At 60.2% G+C, this 13,519-nt stretch carries 14 protein-coding genes; 6 read left to right on the top strand and 8 right to left on the bottom strand.

Going from position 1 to position 13,519, the window contains the following annotated elements; translation table 11 throughout:
• Positions 1 to 34: 34 nt before the first annotated feature.
• The 3 genes from DWB67_RS00650 to trpA all read right to left on the bottom strand — a co-directional run bounded on the left by DWB67_RS00650 (position 35) and on the right by trpA (position 2,139).
• Entirely contained in the window at positions 35 to 778 is a 744-nt protein-coding gene (locus DWB67_RS00650; protein ID WP_119805577.1) for a molecular chaperone DjiA, read from the bottom strand.
• Positions 779 to 841: 63 nt separating this feature from the next.
• Entirely contained in the window at positions 842 to 1,330 is a 489-nt protein-coding gene (locus tag DWB67_RS00645; RefSeq protein ID WP_220475082.1) for a GNAT family N-acetyltransferase, read from the bottom strand.
• Between the two features lie 11 nt (positions 1,331 to 1,341).
• The gene (gene trpA, locus DWB67_RS00640) at positions 1,342 to 2,139 is read right to left on the bottom strand and encodes a tryptophan synthase subunit alpha (RefSeq protein ID WP_119805575.1); all 798 of its coding nucleotides are present in this window, start codon (positions 2,137 to 2,139) and stop codon (positions 1,342 to 1,344) included.
• Between the two features lie 127 nt (positions 2,140 to 2,266).
• Here trpA and ychF point away from each other — a divergent pair, with 127 nt between their 5' ends.
• Entirely contained in the window at positions 2,267 to 3,364 is a 1,098-nt protein-coding gene (gene ychF, locus DWB67_RS00635) for a redox-regulated ATPase YchF (protein WP_119805574.1), read from the top strand.
• Positions 3,365 to 3,438: 74 nt separating this feature from the next.
• On the opposite strand, the gene DWB67_RS00630 is transcribed toward ychF, so the two are convergent.
• A complete protein-coding gene (locus DWB67_RS00630) occupies positions 3,439 to 5,100 on the bottom strand; it encodes a D-alanyl-D-alanine carboxypeptidase family protein (RefSeq protein WP_119805573.1) in 1,662 nt (553 codons plus the stop codon).
• 255 nt (positions 5,101 to 5,355) lie between these two features.
• On the opposite strand from DWB67_RS00630, the gene clpS reads away from it, so the two are divergent.
• The 3 genes from clpS to DWB67_RS00615 are packed head-to-tail and all read left to right on the top strand — an operon-like array spanning position 5,356 to position 7,530.
• Positions 5,356 to 5,685, top strand: a complete 330-nt coding sequence (gene clpS / locus DWB67_RS00625) for an ATP-dependent Clp protease adapter ClpS (protein ID WP_182911446.1) — start codon at positions 5,356 to 5,358, stop codon at positions 5,683 to 5,685.
• A gap of 4 nt (positions 5,686 to 5,689) precedes the next feature.
• A complete protein-coding gene (locus DWB67_RS00620; RefSeq protein WP_119805572.1) occupies positions 5,690 to 6,727 on the top strand; it encodes a class I SAM-dependent methyltransferase in 1,038 nt (345 codons plus the stop codon).
• Positions 6,724 to 7,530 (top strand): SDR family NAD(P)-dependent oxidoreductase, encoded by an 807-nt coding sequence (locus DWB67_RS00615; RefSeq protein ID WP_119805571.1) that lies wholly within the window; start codon positions 6,724 to 6,726, stop codon positions 7,528 to 7,530. The genes DWB67_RS00620 and DWB67_RS00615 overlap by 4 nt, the downstream gene beginning before the upstream one ends.
• Here DWB67_RS00615 and DWB67_RS00610 read toward each other — a convergent pair.
• Positions 7,527 to 7,946 carry a hypothetical protein gene (locus DWB67_RS00610; RefSeq protein ID WP_119805570.1) on the bottom strand — a complete coding sequence of 140 codons (420 nt, stop codon included), beginning with the start codon at positions 7,944 to 7,946 and terminating at the stop codon, positions 7,527 to 7,529. The two genes, DWB67_RS00615 and DWB67_RS00610, sit on opposite strands and share 4 nt — an antisense overlap.
• 64 nt (positions 7,947 to 8,010) lie before the next feature.
• On the opposite strand from DWB67_RS00610, the gene hemF reads away from it, so the two are divergent.
• On the top strand, positions 8,011 to 8,877 hold the full coding sequence (gene hemF / locus DWB67_RS00605; protein WP_119805569.1) for an oxygen-dependent coproporphyrinogen oxidase: 867 nt from the start codon (positions 8,011 to 8,013) through the stop codon (positions 8,875 to 8,877).
• A 45-nt stretch (positions 8,878 to 8,922) separates the two neighbouring features.
• Here hemF and parE read toward each other — a convergent pair whose 3' ends face one another.
• From parE to DWB67_RS00590, 3 genes are all read right to left on the bottom strand, one after another.
• Positions 8,923 to 10,881 carry a DNA topoisomerase IV subunit B gene (gene parE / locus DWB67_RS00600; protein ID WP_119805568.1) on the bottom strand — a complete coding sequence of 653 codons (1,959 nt, stop codon included), beginning with the start codon at positions 10,879 to 10,881 and terminating at the stop codon, positions 8,923 to 8,925.
• A gap of 109 nt (positions 10,882 to 10,990) precedes the next feature.
• A complete protein-coding gene (locus DWB67_RS00595) occupies positions 10,991 to 11,650 on the bottom strand; it encodes a glutathione S-transferase family protein (protein ID WP_119805567.1) in 660 nt (219 codons plus the stop codon).
• A 58-nt stretch (positions 11,651 to 11,708) separates the two neighbouring features.
• Entirely contained in the window at positions 11,709 to 12,683 is a 975-nt protein-coding gene (locus DWB67_RS00590) for an alpha/beta fold hydrolase (RefSeq protein ID WP_119805566.1), read from the bottom strand.
• Between the two features lie 165 nt (positions 12,684 to 12,848).
• Between DWB67_RS00590 and DWB67_RS00585 the strand changes: the two genes are divergently transcribed.
• Positions 12,849 to 13,514, top strand: coding sequence for a DUF1007 family protein (locus tag DWB67_RS00585; protein ID WP_182911445.1), 666 nt, complete (start codon positions 12,849 to 12,851; stop codon positions 13,512 to 13,514).
• Positions 13,515 to 13,519: the final 5 nt, after the last annotated feature.

The following is a 13,519-nucleotide window of genomic DNA, read 5'->3' as shown; positions in this document are numbered from 1 at the left end:
ATGGGGGCGGATCGCCCGCGACACAAGTTCGGTTCTAGGCTGCGCCCTGTTGCGACGATGCGTGGTGCATATTGCGGAAATTTTCCCACGCTTCGTTCAAACGGCGCGTACGGGCCTCGGCAAGACGGATCGCCTCGGGGGGCAGGCCGCGACCGATGGCGCGGTCGGGATGCGATTCGCGGATTAATTCGCGCCAGCGCTTGCGCGCCTCGGCCAGCGGGGTGTCGGGTTTAACGCCCAACATCTGGCAGGGCGGGCAGCTGGCCTTGGGATCATGACGGTGACGGATTTCCGTCATTTGTGCCGCTGTCAGACCGAAAATGCGCGCAACTTCGTCCATAAACAGGATTTCGGCTTCGTGCAGATCGCCATCGGCAAGGGCGATGATCATCAACCCTTCCATCACATCGACCAGCACCGGATCGCCCGCTTGGAACATCGAAGCGATGCGCCGTGCCCATGCGTCGAAACCTGCAACATCCTGACGCGCCAGATCGAACACACGGGCAGCGTTCTTTTCTTCGGCGCGGGGAATGACGAAAACACGGCGGAAGGCCGCAACCTCGGACCGGTCAACGCGACCGTCGACCTTGGCCAGCTTTGCCCCAAGCGCAATCACCGCGATGGTAAAAGCGACCGAGCGTTCGGGCGGCACCGCCGCAGGGGCCGTGCCCAAAAAGGCTGCCAGCCGGTCACCAATCCGCTGCCAGAAGCTGCGCGGCTTTGGCAATTCGGGGCAGGGACCGTAACAGGTCTCGGGGGTTGTACAGCATTCCATGGGGTCAGTTTAACGGCATATGACGGGTTGCGATAGGGGCAGGTTGTCACGCAAAACCGCTGTCTAAGGGGCCAGATCCTTGCCCATCAACACAAGGTCGTGAAATTCGCCGAACTTCCAGCCTGCAAAGGGAACGCGTCCGTATTCCTGATACCCCATCGCCTGATGGAACAGGACCGAGGCCGTGTTCGACGCCGTAATTGCCCCTATCATCATGCGGTAATGATGCTGGCGGGCGTGATCTTCGATAGCATTCAGCAGCATGCGACCGATACCCGCACCACGATACTGTGGCGCCGCGTGGATGGTATGTTCCATACATCGCGCGTAGCCAATTCCGGCGCGAAACTGCGAATAGGTCGCAAATCCGGCGATCTCTCCGTCAATATCGGCAACCATGAACGCCAGAGCGGACGACGGGCGTTCAAGGATCAAAGCAGCCACTTCGTCGTGGCTGCGTTCGGTCGGTGAAAAGCTGATTGGTGTGTCGCGGATGATTGGGTTCCAGATGGATGCGATCCCTGCCGCATCCAGTGGTGTCGCATCACGCAACACGGGCCGTGTTATCCGCGGTGGCATCCGTCCGCCAGACTACGGATAAAATCAAGGATTTCCGGCACAGGACGACCTTCGCCGATCTGCTTGACGATCGCGCTGCCGACGACACATCCGTCTGCCACGCTGGCGATGTCCTGCGCTGCATCGGGTGTGGAAATGCCAAAGCCGACAACGACCGGCAATCCGGCCGCGGCGCGGATACGGGCAACCTCGGGGGCGACATCCGCGGCATTGGCAGCGGCACCACCGGTGATGCCCGTGACGCTGACGTAATAGACAAACCCCGAGGTATTCTTGACCACCGCGGGCAGGCGCTTGTCATCCGTCGTCGGTGTCGCCAGCCGGATAAAGTTCAGACCCGCATCGGTGGCAGGCAGGCACAGTTCGCTGTCTTCTTCGGGCGGCAGATCGACGATGATCAGGCCGTCCACACCTGCCTCTGCGGCATCGGTCAGGAATTGCGTCACGCCACCGGTCCGCGCATAGATCGGATTATAATATCCCATCAGCACCACGGGCGTGGTCGTGTCTTCCTCGCGGAAGCGGCGCAGGATATCCAAAGTGCGCGTCACGCTGCCACCTTGGGCCAATGCGCGCTGGCCCGCGGCCTGAATGGTGCCACCGTCGGCCATGGGGTCGGTGAACGGCATCCCCAGCTCGATGATATCAACACCCGCCGCCGGCATGCCGCGCATGATTTCCAGCGCCGTGCCATCATCCGGATCAGAGGCCATCATATAGGCCACGAAGGCTTTCTTGCCCTCGGCCTTCAGTGCCGCAAATCTGTCGTCAATTCTGGTCATATCTGCCCCCGAACGTCTTTTGCCCAGAAGTAGCCGCCTTAAGGCACGGGCGCAATGCGCCGCGGGCTGGACTTAAAAGGCGCGGACGCGTAACAGACGCCGGAATTCAGATAAAAAGGGTGCTGTCATGGGTTTTCGCATGGGGATTGTCGGGCTGCCGAATGTCGGCAAGTCCACGCTGTTTAACGCTTTGACGCGCACTGCCGCCGCGCAGGCCGCAAATTTCCCGTTCTGCACAATCGAACCGAACGTGGGCGAGGTTGCGGTCCCCGACCGTCGTCTTGATACGCTGGCTGATATTGCGGGCAGCAAGCAGATCATTCCGACGCGGATCACCTTTGTCGATATCGCCGGTCTGGTCAAAGGCGCCAGCAAGGGCGAGGGTCTGGGCAACCAGTTTCTGGCCAACATCCGCGAAACTGACGCCATCGCCCATGTGCTGCGCTGTTTCGAAGATGGTGATGTGACCCACGTCGAAGACCGCGTCGATCCCGTCGCCGATGCCGAGATCATCGAAACCGAGCTGATGATTTCCGACATGGAATCGATCGAGCGTCGCTTGGCCAATATTGCCCGCAAGCTGAAAGGTGGCGATAAAGAAGCCGCCGCACAGGAACGCCTGTTGAAAGAGGCGCTGGCCGCCTTGGAACAGGGCAAGCCCGCGCGTACGCTGAAGATCGACGAAGATGATCAGAAGGCATGGGACATGCTGCAACTGCTGACCGCAAAGCCGGTGCTGTTTGTCTGCAACGTGGCCGAAGACGAAGCCGCCAATGGCAATGCGCTGTCCGAAAAGGTCCGCGAAATGGCCGAGGCGCAGGGTGCGGGTCATGTCGTTATCTCGGCGAAGATCGAGGAAGAGATCAGCCAGCTGAACGCCGAAGAAGCCGAAATGTTCCTTGGCGAAATGGGTCTGGAAGAAGCTGGTCTGGATCGCCTGATCCGCGCAGGTTACGGCTTGCTTGGCCTGCAAACCTATTTCACCGTCGGCCCGAAAGAGGCCCGTGCATGGACCATTACCAAAGGCACGCTTGCACCGCAGGCAGCCGGGGTGATCCATGGTGATTTCGAAAAGGGCTTCATCCGCAGCGAAACAATCGCCTATGACGATTATGTTGCAGGCAAGGGTGAAGCCGGCGCGAAAGAGGCTGGCAAGCTGCGCGTCGAAGGCAAGACATACGAGGTAAAGGACGGTGACGTCCTGCACTTCCTGTTCAGTTCCTAAGGGGGGCGTCGCCCTGTATTGAAACCAAAAAGGCCCCGCAGATTTGCGGGGCCTTTTTGGTTAGGCAGTATGGTTCAGTTCGCGATGACGGTGCATTCCTGCGACTGGGTCTGCATTCTTTCGCAGGCCAGCTGTGCCATCGCTTTGCTAAGGTTCAAAAAGCGCGGCTCGAACCCGCGGTTGGTGTCGGCAACATGGCGGCGGGCGCCGCTGAACGTGCTGCCGTTCTGCAATGCCTTGCTGATCAGCACATTTTCAGCCGAGGCTTTCGACCGGTACATGCCAAGGGATACGCCCCAATTACGACCGCTATCGGCGGGACGGCTGACCACCTCCAGCTCCTCGACGGGGGTGCGGTCGCCTTCGCCCATTGCGGCCAGAATGACCGTTTCCGAACGTGGCTTGGGCGCATGCGAACTGTCCAGCAGCATGTCTTCGGCCAAGGCTTCACGGATCGGGGCGGGTTCAGGTGTCGGCGCCGCCTGCGAAATATCCGCCGTGCTAGCACTGCGGCGCGGGGACCGCAGCGGACGTTTCGACGCTGCAAGAACCGGTGCTGCAAGGCTGGGCGAGGCTGCGGGTGCATCATCTGATGCGACAGCATTTGCAACGGCTTGCTCAACAGCCTGATTCTGGCTGCCAGGACGCGCCTTGGGGCGCATGCTGCTGGCCAGATCGGTGCTTTTGCCTAATTCGACACCGGCTGTGGCTTTGGCCAAAGCCTCTGTCAGGTTCATTGTCGGGGCAGAGGCAACGACCGTGGATGCGGCAGCCGCAGGACGGGTCGATGGCGGGGGCGATGCTTCCAGCACAAGACGCTGCGGTTCGGGGCTGGTCGCTGCGGGGGTCGGTTCGACCTGTGCCCGGCGCGTGGTGGTCTGTGCCAGCAGCCGCGGCTTGGAAGGGCGGGTTTCGCGGACACGGTCGGGAACGCGGGTAAAGCTGCTGTCCAGCAGTTCCGACATGACCTGATTGCGATGCGCGGTCGAGGTTCCGCCAAAGACGGTCGCAATCAGACGCTTGTTTCCACGCTGCGCTGATGCCGTCAGGTTGAAACCTGCTGCCCGCGTATATCCGGTCTTGATCCCATCAGCACCTTCATAGGCATCCAGAAAGCGGCGGTTGGTCGAGGAGACCTGCGCGATTCCCGCATCCGCCGAACGGCGTGAGAAGATGTTGTAATACTGTGGGAAGTCATAGAACAGATGGCGGCCAAGAATGCTCATATCATGGGCACTTGAATAGTGACCTTCCAGCGTCAGACCGTTCGCATTGCGGAATTGGGTGTTGTTCATCCCCAAAGCGCGGGCCATCTGGGTCATGCGGCGGGCAAATTCATCCTCGGATCCCGCGATGCCTTCGCCGATGGCGGTGGCTGCGTCATTGGCCGATTTGATCGCTGCGGCGCGGATCAGATAACGCAATTCGATCTGCTGGCCTGCGCGCAGACCCAGCTTTGATGGCGGTTCAGCCGCAGCGTTGGACGATACGGTGAACTTGGAATCAAGCCTGATCTGGCCGCTTTCGATGGCCGTGAAGGCCAGATAAAGCGTCATCATCTTGGTCAGGGATGCCGGATGAAGCCGTGTGTCGGCGTTCTGCGTATAGATGGGCTGGCCTGTGCGTGCGTCCATCACATAAGCGGCGAAGGGGGCTGCGGCGGCGGGAAGGCCCAGCAGCAACACGGCAAGCAGGGCATGGCTCCACAGCCGGAATGCGGTAAGGATTCGGGTCACTGTCGCTGTCTTTCTGCCTCATGCGGGCCTGTCGTTTGTCGCATGCCCGTCGTTAATCAACCCATAATAGCACGGCAGTTTTATTCCGGAAACCGCGCATTCAAGTAATTTATCGCGAAGTTGGAACTGTCATCGCGACAGATGCGGGGGTGGGGGGCTTTTATCCGCGCCAGTTTGCGCTATATTTTGCAGATGCAATGCCCGATCCGTCGGGCAACCTTTCGTTGCAGCACCAAATGGATGACCTTAGCCACGATGACGCATTGGATGACCGATCCCGACACGCCTGACGATGATTTCGATCTTGCGGTCAAGCCGCGGACGCGGTCCCAGCGTCCGCCCATGTATAAGGTGCTGCTGCTGAACGACGACTTTACGCCGATGGAATTTGTCGTGCATGTGCTGGAACGCCTGTTCCACCTGACCCATGCCCAAGCCATCGAGATTATGCTGACCGTGCATCGCAAGGGTGTCGCCGTGGTGGGCGTCTTTTCACATGAGGTGGCCGAAACGAAGGTCGCCCAGGTGATGGAACTGGCACGCCGCCAGCAGCACCCCCTGCAATGCACCATGGAAAAAGAGTAATTACGTGACAAATCCAAGATTGGATCTGGCCTTTCCGGACGGCGCTCCGGAGGGTGAAGTACTATTTTTCGGCGCAGCAGCAGCCGATGATCTGTCACCGCTGGACCCGCAGCGTATGCTGATCGTTCAGGGCAATTTTGCCGAATATGACGGCTTGTCCACCCGCGGCTATCGCGTTGCGACCGATGCCACCGGCAGCTTCGATCTGGCCGTCGTCCGTCTGTCGCGCGCCAAGGCCGCATCAAGGGCGCGTATTGCCGATGCGGCTGGTCGGTTGTCTGCCGGTGCGTCGATGTGGATCGACGGTCAAAAGACCGATGGTGTCGACGCGATGGTCAAGGAATTGCGTAAGCTGGCCCCTGTGACTGATGTGCACAGCAAGGCGCATGGCAAGATATTCCGTGTTGAAATTCCCGCCGGTGAATGGCTGCCCGAAGATTGGGCAAGCCGTGAAACCGATGCTGCGCCAGGCTTTATCACCCTGCCGGGCGTTTTTTCGGCGGACGGGATCGATCCGGGATCACAGATGCTGGCGGATCACCTTCCTGAAAAACTGCCGACGCGCATGGTTGATCTGGGCGCTGGCTGGGGCTGGCTGTCCGCGCAGGTTCTGGCCCGCCCCGGCGTCGAGGTGTTGCATATGGTCGAAGCCGACCATGCCGCCATCGAATCCGCCCGCAAGAATGTCACCGATCCGCGCGCCAAGTTCCATTGGGCCGACGCGCGCGATTTCCGTCTGCCCGATCCGGTGAACGGCATCGTCATGAACCCGCCTTTCCATGAAGGGCGTCAGGCCGATCCCAAGCTGGGGGCGGCATTCATCGCGACTGCTGCGCGTTTGCTGACCGGTGCGGGCAAGCTGTGGATGGTGGCCAACCGCCATCTGCCCTATGAAACCGTGCTGTCGCAATATTTCGGTCAGGTCCATGAAATCGGCGGCGATACCCGCTTCAAGATCATCGAGGCAACAGCTGCTGGCAAAGGCTCGGCCAGCAAGGGTGCTGCCGCCAAATCCGGTACAGCAAAAGGTCGCCGCAGATGAGCATGTCGGTTCAGGGCAAAGTTGCCATTGTGACAGGCGCTGCACGCGGTGTCGGTCTGGCCATCGCCCGCCATCTGGCCGAACGCGGTGCATCGGTCATGTTTGCGGACAATGACGAAGCTGCCCTGAATTCGGTCATTTCGGATTATCACGACGACCAGACGCAAGTGCGTCGTTTTGCGGGCAATATGTCCGAAAAACTGTGTATGGCCAATTTGTTATCGGCAACTCTTGATGCCTTCGACCGTGTGGATATTCTGGTGAACGCGCATCGCTTTGTACGCAACAGCGATCCGTTGGACACTGATATGGACGCGCTTGAAGAAATGCTGCGCCAGAATATGCTGGCCGGTTTGCGCCTTTCGCAGATCGTCGCCAAACGCATGATCAAACAGGCCGAGGGTGAAGGTCCGACTGCCCAGACAGGTGCCATCGTCAATATCTCGACCTTGGCTGCGCGGCGTCCGGTGCCGACGATGCTGGGATACTCCATCGCTTGCGCGGCGCAGGAACAGGCAACGCGGGGGCTGGCGCTGGCTTTGGCCGAACACCGCATCCGCGTGAACGGTGTCAGCTTCAGCAGCGTCATGTCGCATGAATTGCAATGCGCCTTGAAGGAAGACCCTGAAAAGCGCGCCCAGATCATTGCGGGCACGCCACTTGGGCGCATTGCCCCGGCAGATGAATTGTCCGAGGCGGTGCATTATCTTGTCAGCGATGGCGCGCGTTTCGTGACCGGCCAGATTTTGACCGTGGATGGTGGCCGCAGTCTGGCCGATCCGGTCACGGCGCAGATCCTTTAGGCTGCTTCCTCGGGATAGGCGGTGCGACAGGCGTCCACCGCCGCCTTGGCGCGCGTGGCCAAGGCCTTTTGCCGTTCCGCCAGATTGTCACGCTTGCGGGTTTCCGAGGCCGGATCGATCGGCACGCGGTAACGTTCGTTGTCTACGTAATCCCGCCAGCAGGTATAGGTTCTGACGTATTCCTCGCCGTTTTTGTCGCGGCGGCGCTGTCGGCATTGCGACGGACGGCTGCGGACAACCTGCCGTTCCTGCCATGCATAGCCCCGCGACAAATTGCCCTCGACCTGCGCCAACAGGCGACTGACGGTGCGGTATTCATCGGTATTGCGTGAAATGCAGCGTTCCTGCGGCGTGGCGCAGGCCGCAAGACCAAAGGGCAGGGCGATCATCAGGGCAAGGGTAGTGTTGCGGGGCATCGTCGCTCTCATTACAGCAGGTAACGGATGCTAGCCGCAGCAGAGGTGGCTTTGCAAATCACATATGAGGGCCGACATGGACGAACAGCGCCGCCAAGCCGCAGATTGGTTCAAGCAACTTCGTGACCGGATCGTCACCGCATTCGAAAAGCTTGAGGATCAGGGATCAGGCAGCGAACCTGCAGGCCGGTTCGAAGTCACCCCGACGACCCGCGACAATGATGGCGGCGGCGGTTTGATGTCGGTGATGCGTGGCGGACGGGTTTTCGAAAAGGTCGGTGTCAACTGGTCCGAGGTTCACGGAACCCTTGCCCCGCGCGCCCAAGCGGCCATGGCGGCACGCGGCGTTCCGGGCATGGATCAGGACCCGCGCTTCTGGGCCAGCGGCATCAGCCTTGTCGCGCATATGCAAAACCCCCATGCGCCCGCAGTCCATATGAACACCCGTATGTTCTGGACCCCCGGTGCGATGTGGTTCGGGGGCGGTGCCGATTTGAACCCCTGTATCGAATACGCAGAAGATACGGCGCATTTCCATGACACTCTGCGCGATGCCTGTGCCGTGCATGGCGCGGATTACTATGACCGGTTCAAGGCATGGGCGGATGAATATTTCTTCATCCCGCATCGCGGTCGCGCGCGTGGTGTTGGCGGCATTTTTTATGATGATCTAAACACCGGCGACTGGCAGGCCGATTTCGACTTTACCCGCGCCGTGGGCGAGGCGTTCCTGCCCGCCTTCCTGCCATTGGTGCAAAAACGCATGGCCACGGATTGGACCGATGCGGATAAGGATACGCAATTGGTGCATCGCGGGCTCTATGCCGAATATAATCTGGTCTATGATCGCGGGACCAAATTCGGGCTGGAAACCGGCCACAACCCCGATGCGGTATTGATGAGCCTGCCACCACTGGCCAAATGGGTCTGACGGAAATTTAAAAAGCCCCCCTGCATCGGCAGAGGGGCTTTTTCCTTAAACGTCCAGCTCTTCCACGAATTGCGCGTTGGCCTGAATATACTGGAAGCGCAATTCCGGCTTTTTGCCCATCAGGCGTTCCACCAGATCACCGGTTTCGCCGCCCTCATCATCATCGATGCTGACACGGATCAGCCTGCGGGTGGCGGGGTTCATCGTGGTGTCTTTCAAGTCTTTTGCGTCCATTTCACCCAGACCCTTGAAGCGCTGGACGTCGATCTTGCCGCGAGCGCCCAGACCTTTGGCCATCATCCGTTCTTTTTCCGCATCATCGGCGACATAGACCCGCTGCGCGCCCTGCGTCAGGCGATATAGCGGCGGGCAGGCCAGATACAGGTGTCCGCGGTCGATCATCGGGCGCATCTGCGTAAAGAAAAAGGTCATCAGCAGACTGGCAATATGCGCGCCATCGACGTCGGCATCGGTCATGATGATGATCTTGTCATAGCGCAGATCATCGATGTTGAACTTGGTTCCCATCGCCACGCCAAGCGCCTGACACAGATCGTTGATTTCCTGATTCGAGCTCATCTTTGAGGACGCAGCCCCAAGCACGTTCAGGATTTTACCGCGCAGGGGCAAAAGCGCCTGCGTCTTGCGGTCGCGGGCCATTTTTGCACTGCCGCCGGCGCTGTCCCCCTCGACGATGAACAATTCGGTGCCGTCGCGGTTGGTGGCGCTGCAATCGACCAGCTTGCCGGGAAGGCGCAGCTTTTTCGTCGCCGTCTTGCGGGCCGTTTCCTTTTCCTGACGGCGGCGCAGGCGTTCCTCGGCGCGCAGGATCAGGAAGTCCAGAATGGCACCGGCCGATTTGGTATCGGCGGCCAGCCAGTTGTCGAAATGGTCGCGCACCGCGTTTTCAACCAAGCGCGAGGCTTCGACCGTGGCAAGCCGGTCCTTGGTCTGGCCGACGAATTCCGGTTCGCGGATAAAGCAGCTGACCAGTGCACAACCACCGGTCAACAGATCGTCGCGGGTGATATTGGTGGCTTTCTTGTTATTGACCAATTCACCATAGGCACGGATGCCTTTCAGGATCGCAGACCAGAAACCCGCTTCATGCGTGCCGCCTTCGGGGGTGGGAACGGTGTTACAATAGGATTGGATAAAACCGTCACGACCTGGCGTCCAGTTCACCGCCCAATCGACCTTACCCGGTGCATTGAACCGCTTGAAATCGACGCTGCCTGCGAAGGGGCGTTCGGAATAGGTGCTGGCACCGGTCAGGGTTTCGCCCAGATAATCGGCCAGACCACCGGGGAAATGGAAGGTGGCTTCGCGCGGGGTTTCGCCGTCGTCGATTTCGGTCTTCCAGCGGATTTCAACGCCGCTGAACAGATAGGCCTTGGATTTGACCATCTTCATCAGGCGGGCGGGCTTGAATCGGTGATGGCCGAAGATCTGTTCATCGGCATGGAAGGTCACGGTGGTGCCGCGCCGGTTGGGGGCCGCACCGATCTTAGCGACCGGACCTTGCGGAATGCCGCGTGAAAAACGCTGTTCGAACAGTTCCTTGTTGCGGGCAACCTGCACGATCATGCTGTCGGACAGCGCGTTGACGACCGAGGCACCAACCCCGTGCAAACCGCCCGAGGTTTCATAGGTATCGCCCGAAAACTTACCCCCCGCATGCAGGGTGCATAAAATCACCTCCAGCGCGGATTTGCCGGGGAACTTGGGGTGCGGGTCAATGGGAATGCCGCGACCGTTGTCGCGCACGACCACGCTGTGATCGGCAAGCAATTCGATCTCGATGCGGCTGGCGTGGCCTGCCACGGCCTCATCCATCGAGTTGTCCAGAATTTCCGCCACCAAGTGGTGCAAGGCGCGTTCATCCGTCCCGCCAATATACATGCCGGGGCGTTTGCGCACAGGCTCTAGCCCCTCCAACACCTCGATCGAGGATGCGGAATAGGCGTCGGCGCTGTGGTCGCCTGAAAGAAGGTCATCGGCCATCTGGTATGCTCGTTCTGTCGCGTGTGTGGGGCGGTTATCTCATGCCATAGGGGCGGGCGGCAAGGGCTTGTGGGCCATCATGCCGCCAACACCATGGATTGCGGTGCAATCAGGCAGCCTCTGCCTCGCGCGCGGCTGACATCGCGCCAAATGCGGGGCGTTGCTGACAGGCGGTCAGCCATGCCTGCAGGGCAGGAAATTGGCCCATCAGTTCATGATGCCCTTGGGCATAGCGTAAAACCTCGGCCATATTAAGGTCGGCCACGGTGAAGCGGTCCCCGACCAGATGGCCGTGCAGCGCCAGATGATCGTCAACGACCTTCAGCGGGCGGACCAGACGCGTCGCAGCCTCGGCGACCAGTCCGGTATCTTCGGCGGATTGCAGGGTGCCACGGTTGTGCAGATACAGAATGGTCAGTGCATCGGGTTCGATGGCCGTCGCGGCATAGAATGACCATTGCATCATCAAGCCGTCTTCGGATGCATCCTGCGGGCCGATGGGGCCACCGTGTTTGCGCGCCAGATACAGCGTGCAGGCCAGCGATTCCGTCAAGGTCAGATCGCCGTCCTGAAGGACCGGAACCGCGCCAGCAGGCGACAGCGCCAGAAAATCCGCGCTGCGGGTGTTGGGTGGCGCATCTTCGGCGGATGCATCCGCCAGACGATAGGCCTGAATGACCGGACGATGCAGGAATGGCAGGCCCAATTCGTGGCACAGCCAGATGATGCGGGATGCGCGCGACCGCGCCACGCCGTGAATGGTCAGCATAATGCCCCCTTTGATTTGCCATTAACGTGAGGCTTACGGCAGCAGGGCGCAAGGGGCCTTACCTGACACCGGCACGTTCCGCCGCGCGGTCGATGGCGTCGACAATGGCCTGCGGGTCGGCATGATGCGGCATATGGCCGACGCCGTGCAGAACCGTCAGACTGGCGTTGGGCAATTCGCGTGCCATGCGCCCTGAATGGACATCCAGATAGACGGTGTCATCCGCGTCGCCATGCACGATCTCTATCGGCATGGTTAGTTCGGGATAATGCGGGGCCATCGCTGCCAGATAGGGTTTCAGATGGCCGACCTGCTTGGAATTGGCCGACAGGCTGGCCCGCCGCGCCGACAGTCCCGCGCCGATGAAATCGACATATCCCGCAGGCGGGTCTTGCGGCGCGAAGATCCCCGCCACGATGTCATCGACACGGCTTTCGGGGGCAAAGGCAGTGATCAAAGGCACGGCGGTATGTTCGCCGATACTGCTGTTGATGAAGTCATACCAACCGCTCAGCTCACCCGGCCACGGATATGTGGCGCCCGATACCAGCACCAAAGCCGCAGGCCCTGACGGATCGCGCAGCGCCCATGCCATTGTCACAGCGCCGCCATAGCTGTGGCCCAGAATGATCGGGTTTTTCACATCCAGCTGCTGTGCCGCTGCGCGCAACAGCTCGGCCTGTGCCAGCGGATTGTCGGTCTGGTCACCGATGGGGTCGGTCCAGCCAAGGCCAGGGCGATCAAAGGCAATGACACGGTAATGATCGGTCAGACGATCGACCAGATCGAAGGTGAAATCGCGGGTGTTGCCGCTGGCGCCATGGATCAGGACCAGATCGGGCCCCTGACCGCGGATATCGGCGTGAACCGTCGTTCCGTTTACCTGCAACAGCTGGCCTGTGGGGGGGAACCGGGCCTCGAACTCTGCTTCGCGGGTGGTGGCGCGCTTGTCGACGATTGCCGCGCATCCACCCAGAAGTAAGGCCGCTGCGGCAATGCCCAGCAGCGTCGGGGTTCGTCTAGCAGATGTCATCGAAGGCCCTTTCCAGATACATATGCCAACAGACACGTAGGGTTTCAGGTTCCGGTGCAGCGGCTTGTAAAATCGCGCCGAGTGCTGCGCGGACGCAAAGCAGTGATTTGCATGGCAGGCCGGATGGACGTAACTGGGGGCGATTCCATAAGGAAAGCCCCGTCCATGTTCGCCCGCACTGCCTGCCTGACGCTTGCACTGACATTGCCCCCTGCAATCGTCATGGCACATCCGCATGTCTATATCGATGCGGGTCTGGGTATGGATTACAATGCAGACGGCGATCTGGCGCAGATCACGGTGCAATGGGCCTATGATGATTTCTATTCGCTGCTGATCATCGAGGATATGGTCCTTGACCCCGATGGCGACGGTATCCTGACCGAGGATGAGACCCGCCAGTTGCAAGGCTTTGATTCCGAATGGGAACCGGGCTTTGATGGCCGGCTGTTCCCGACGGTCGACGGCACGCCAGTCGCCATGCAGCCGGGGCGCGATTTCACGGCGCGTTATCAGGACGGGCGGCTGATCTCGACCCATGTGAGGGTGCTGGATGTGCCGGTGCAGGGGGACAAACCGGTGCAGATACAGGTCTATGACCCCGAATATTATGTACAGTTTTCCATGCCCGAAGCACCGGCCATCACCGGCCGCGATGATTGCCGGATCGATCTGCAAAGTGGTGATCCGGTGGCGGCGGCGGCGGCCTATAACAAGGCGGTCTCTGATGCGCTGGATGACGACAGTATGGCACAGGCCGAGATGTTGACCGTCGATATCGGCGATGCGGGGGCCGATCAGGTCAGGGTTGTTTGCGGAGCGACAGAATGAACGCA

Origin of the sequence: Paracoccus sp. JM45 (assembly GCF_003590715.1) — a bacterium.
GTDB lineage: Bacteria > Pseudomonadota > Alphaproteobacteria > Rhodobacterales > Rhodobacteraceae > Paracoccus.
The sequence above is the reverse complement of the archived record's forward strand: the minus strand, read 5'-3'. Positions and strand labels throughout refer to the sequence as shown.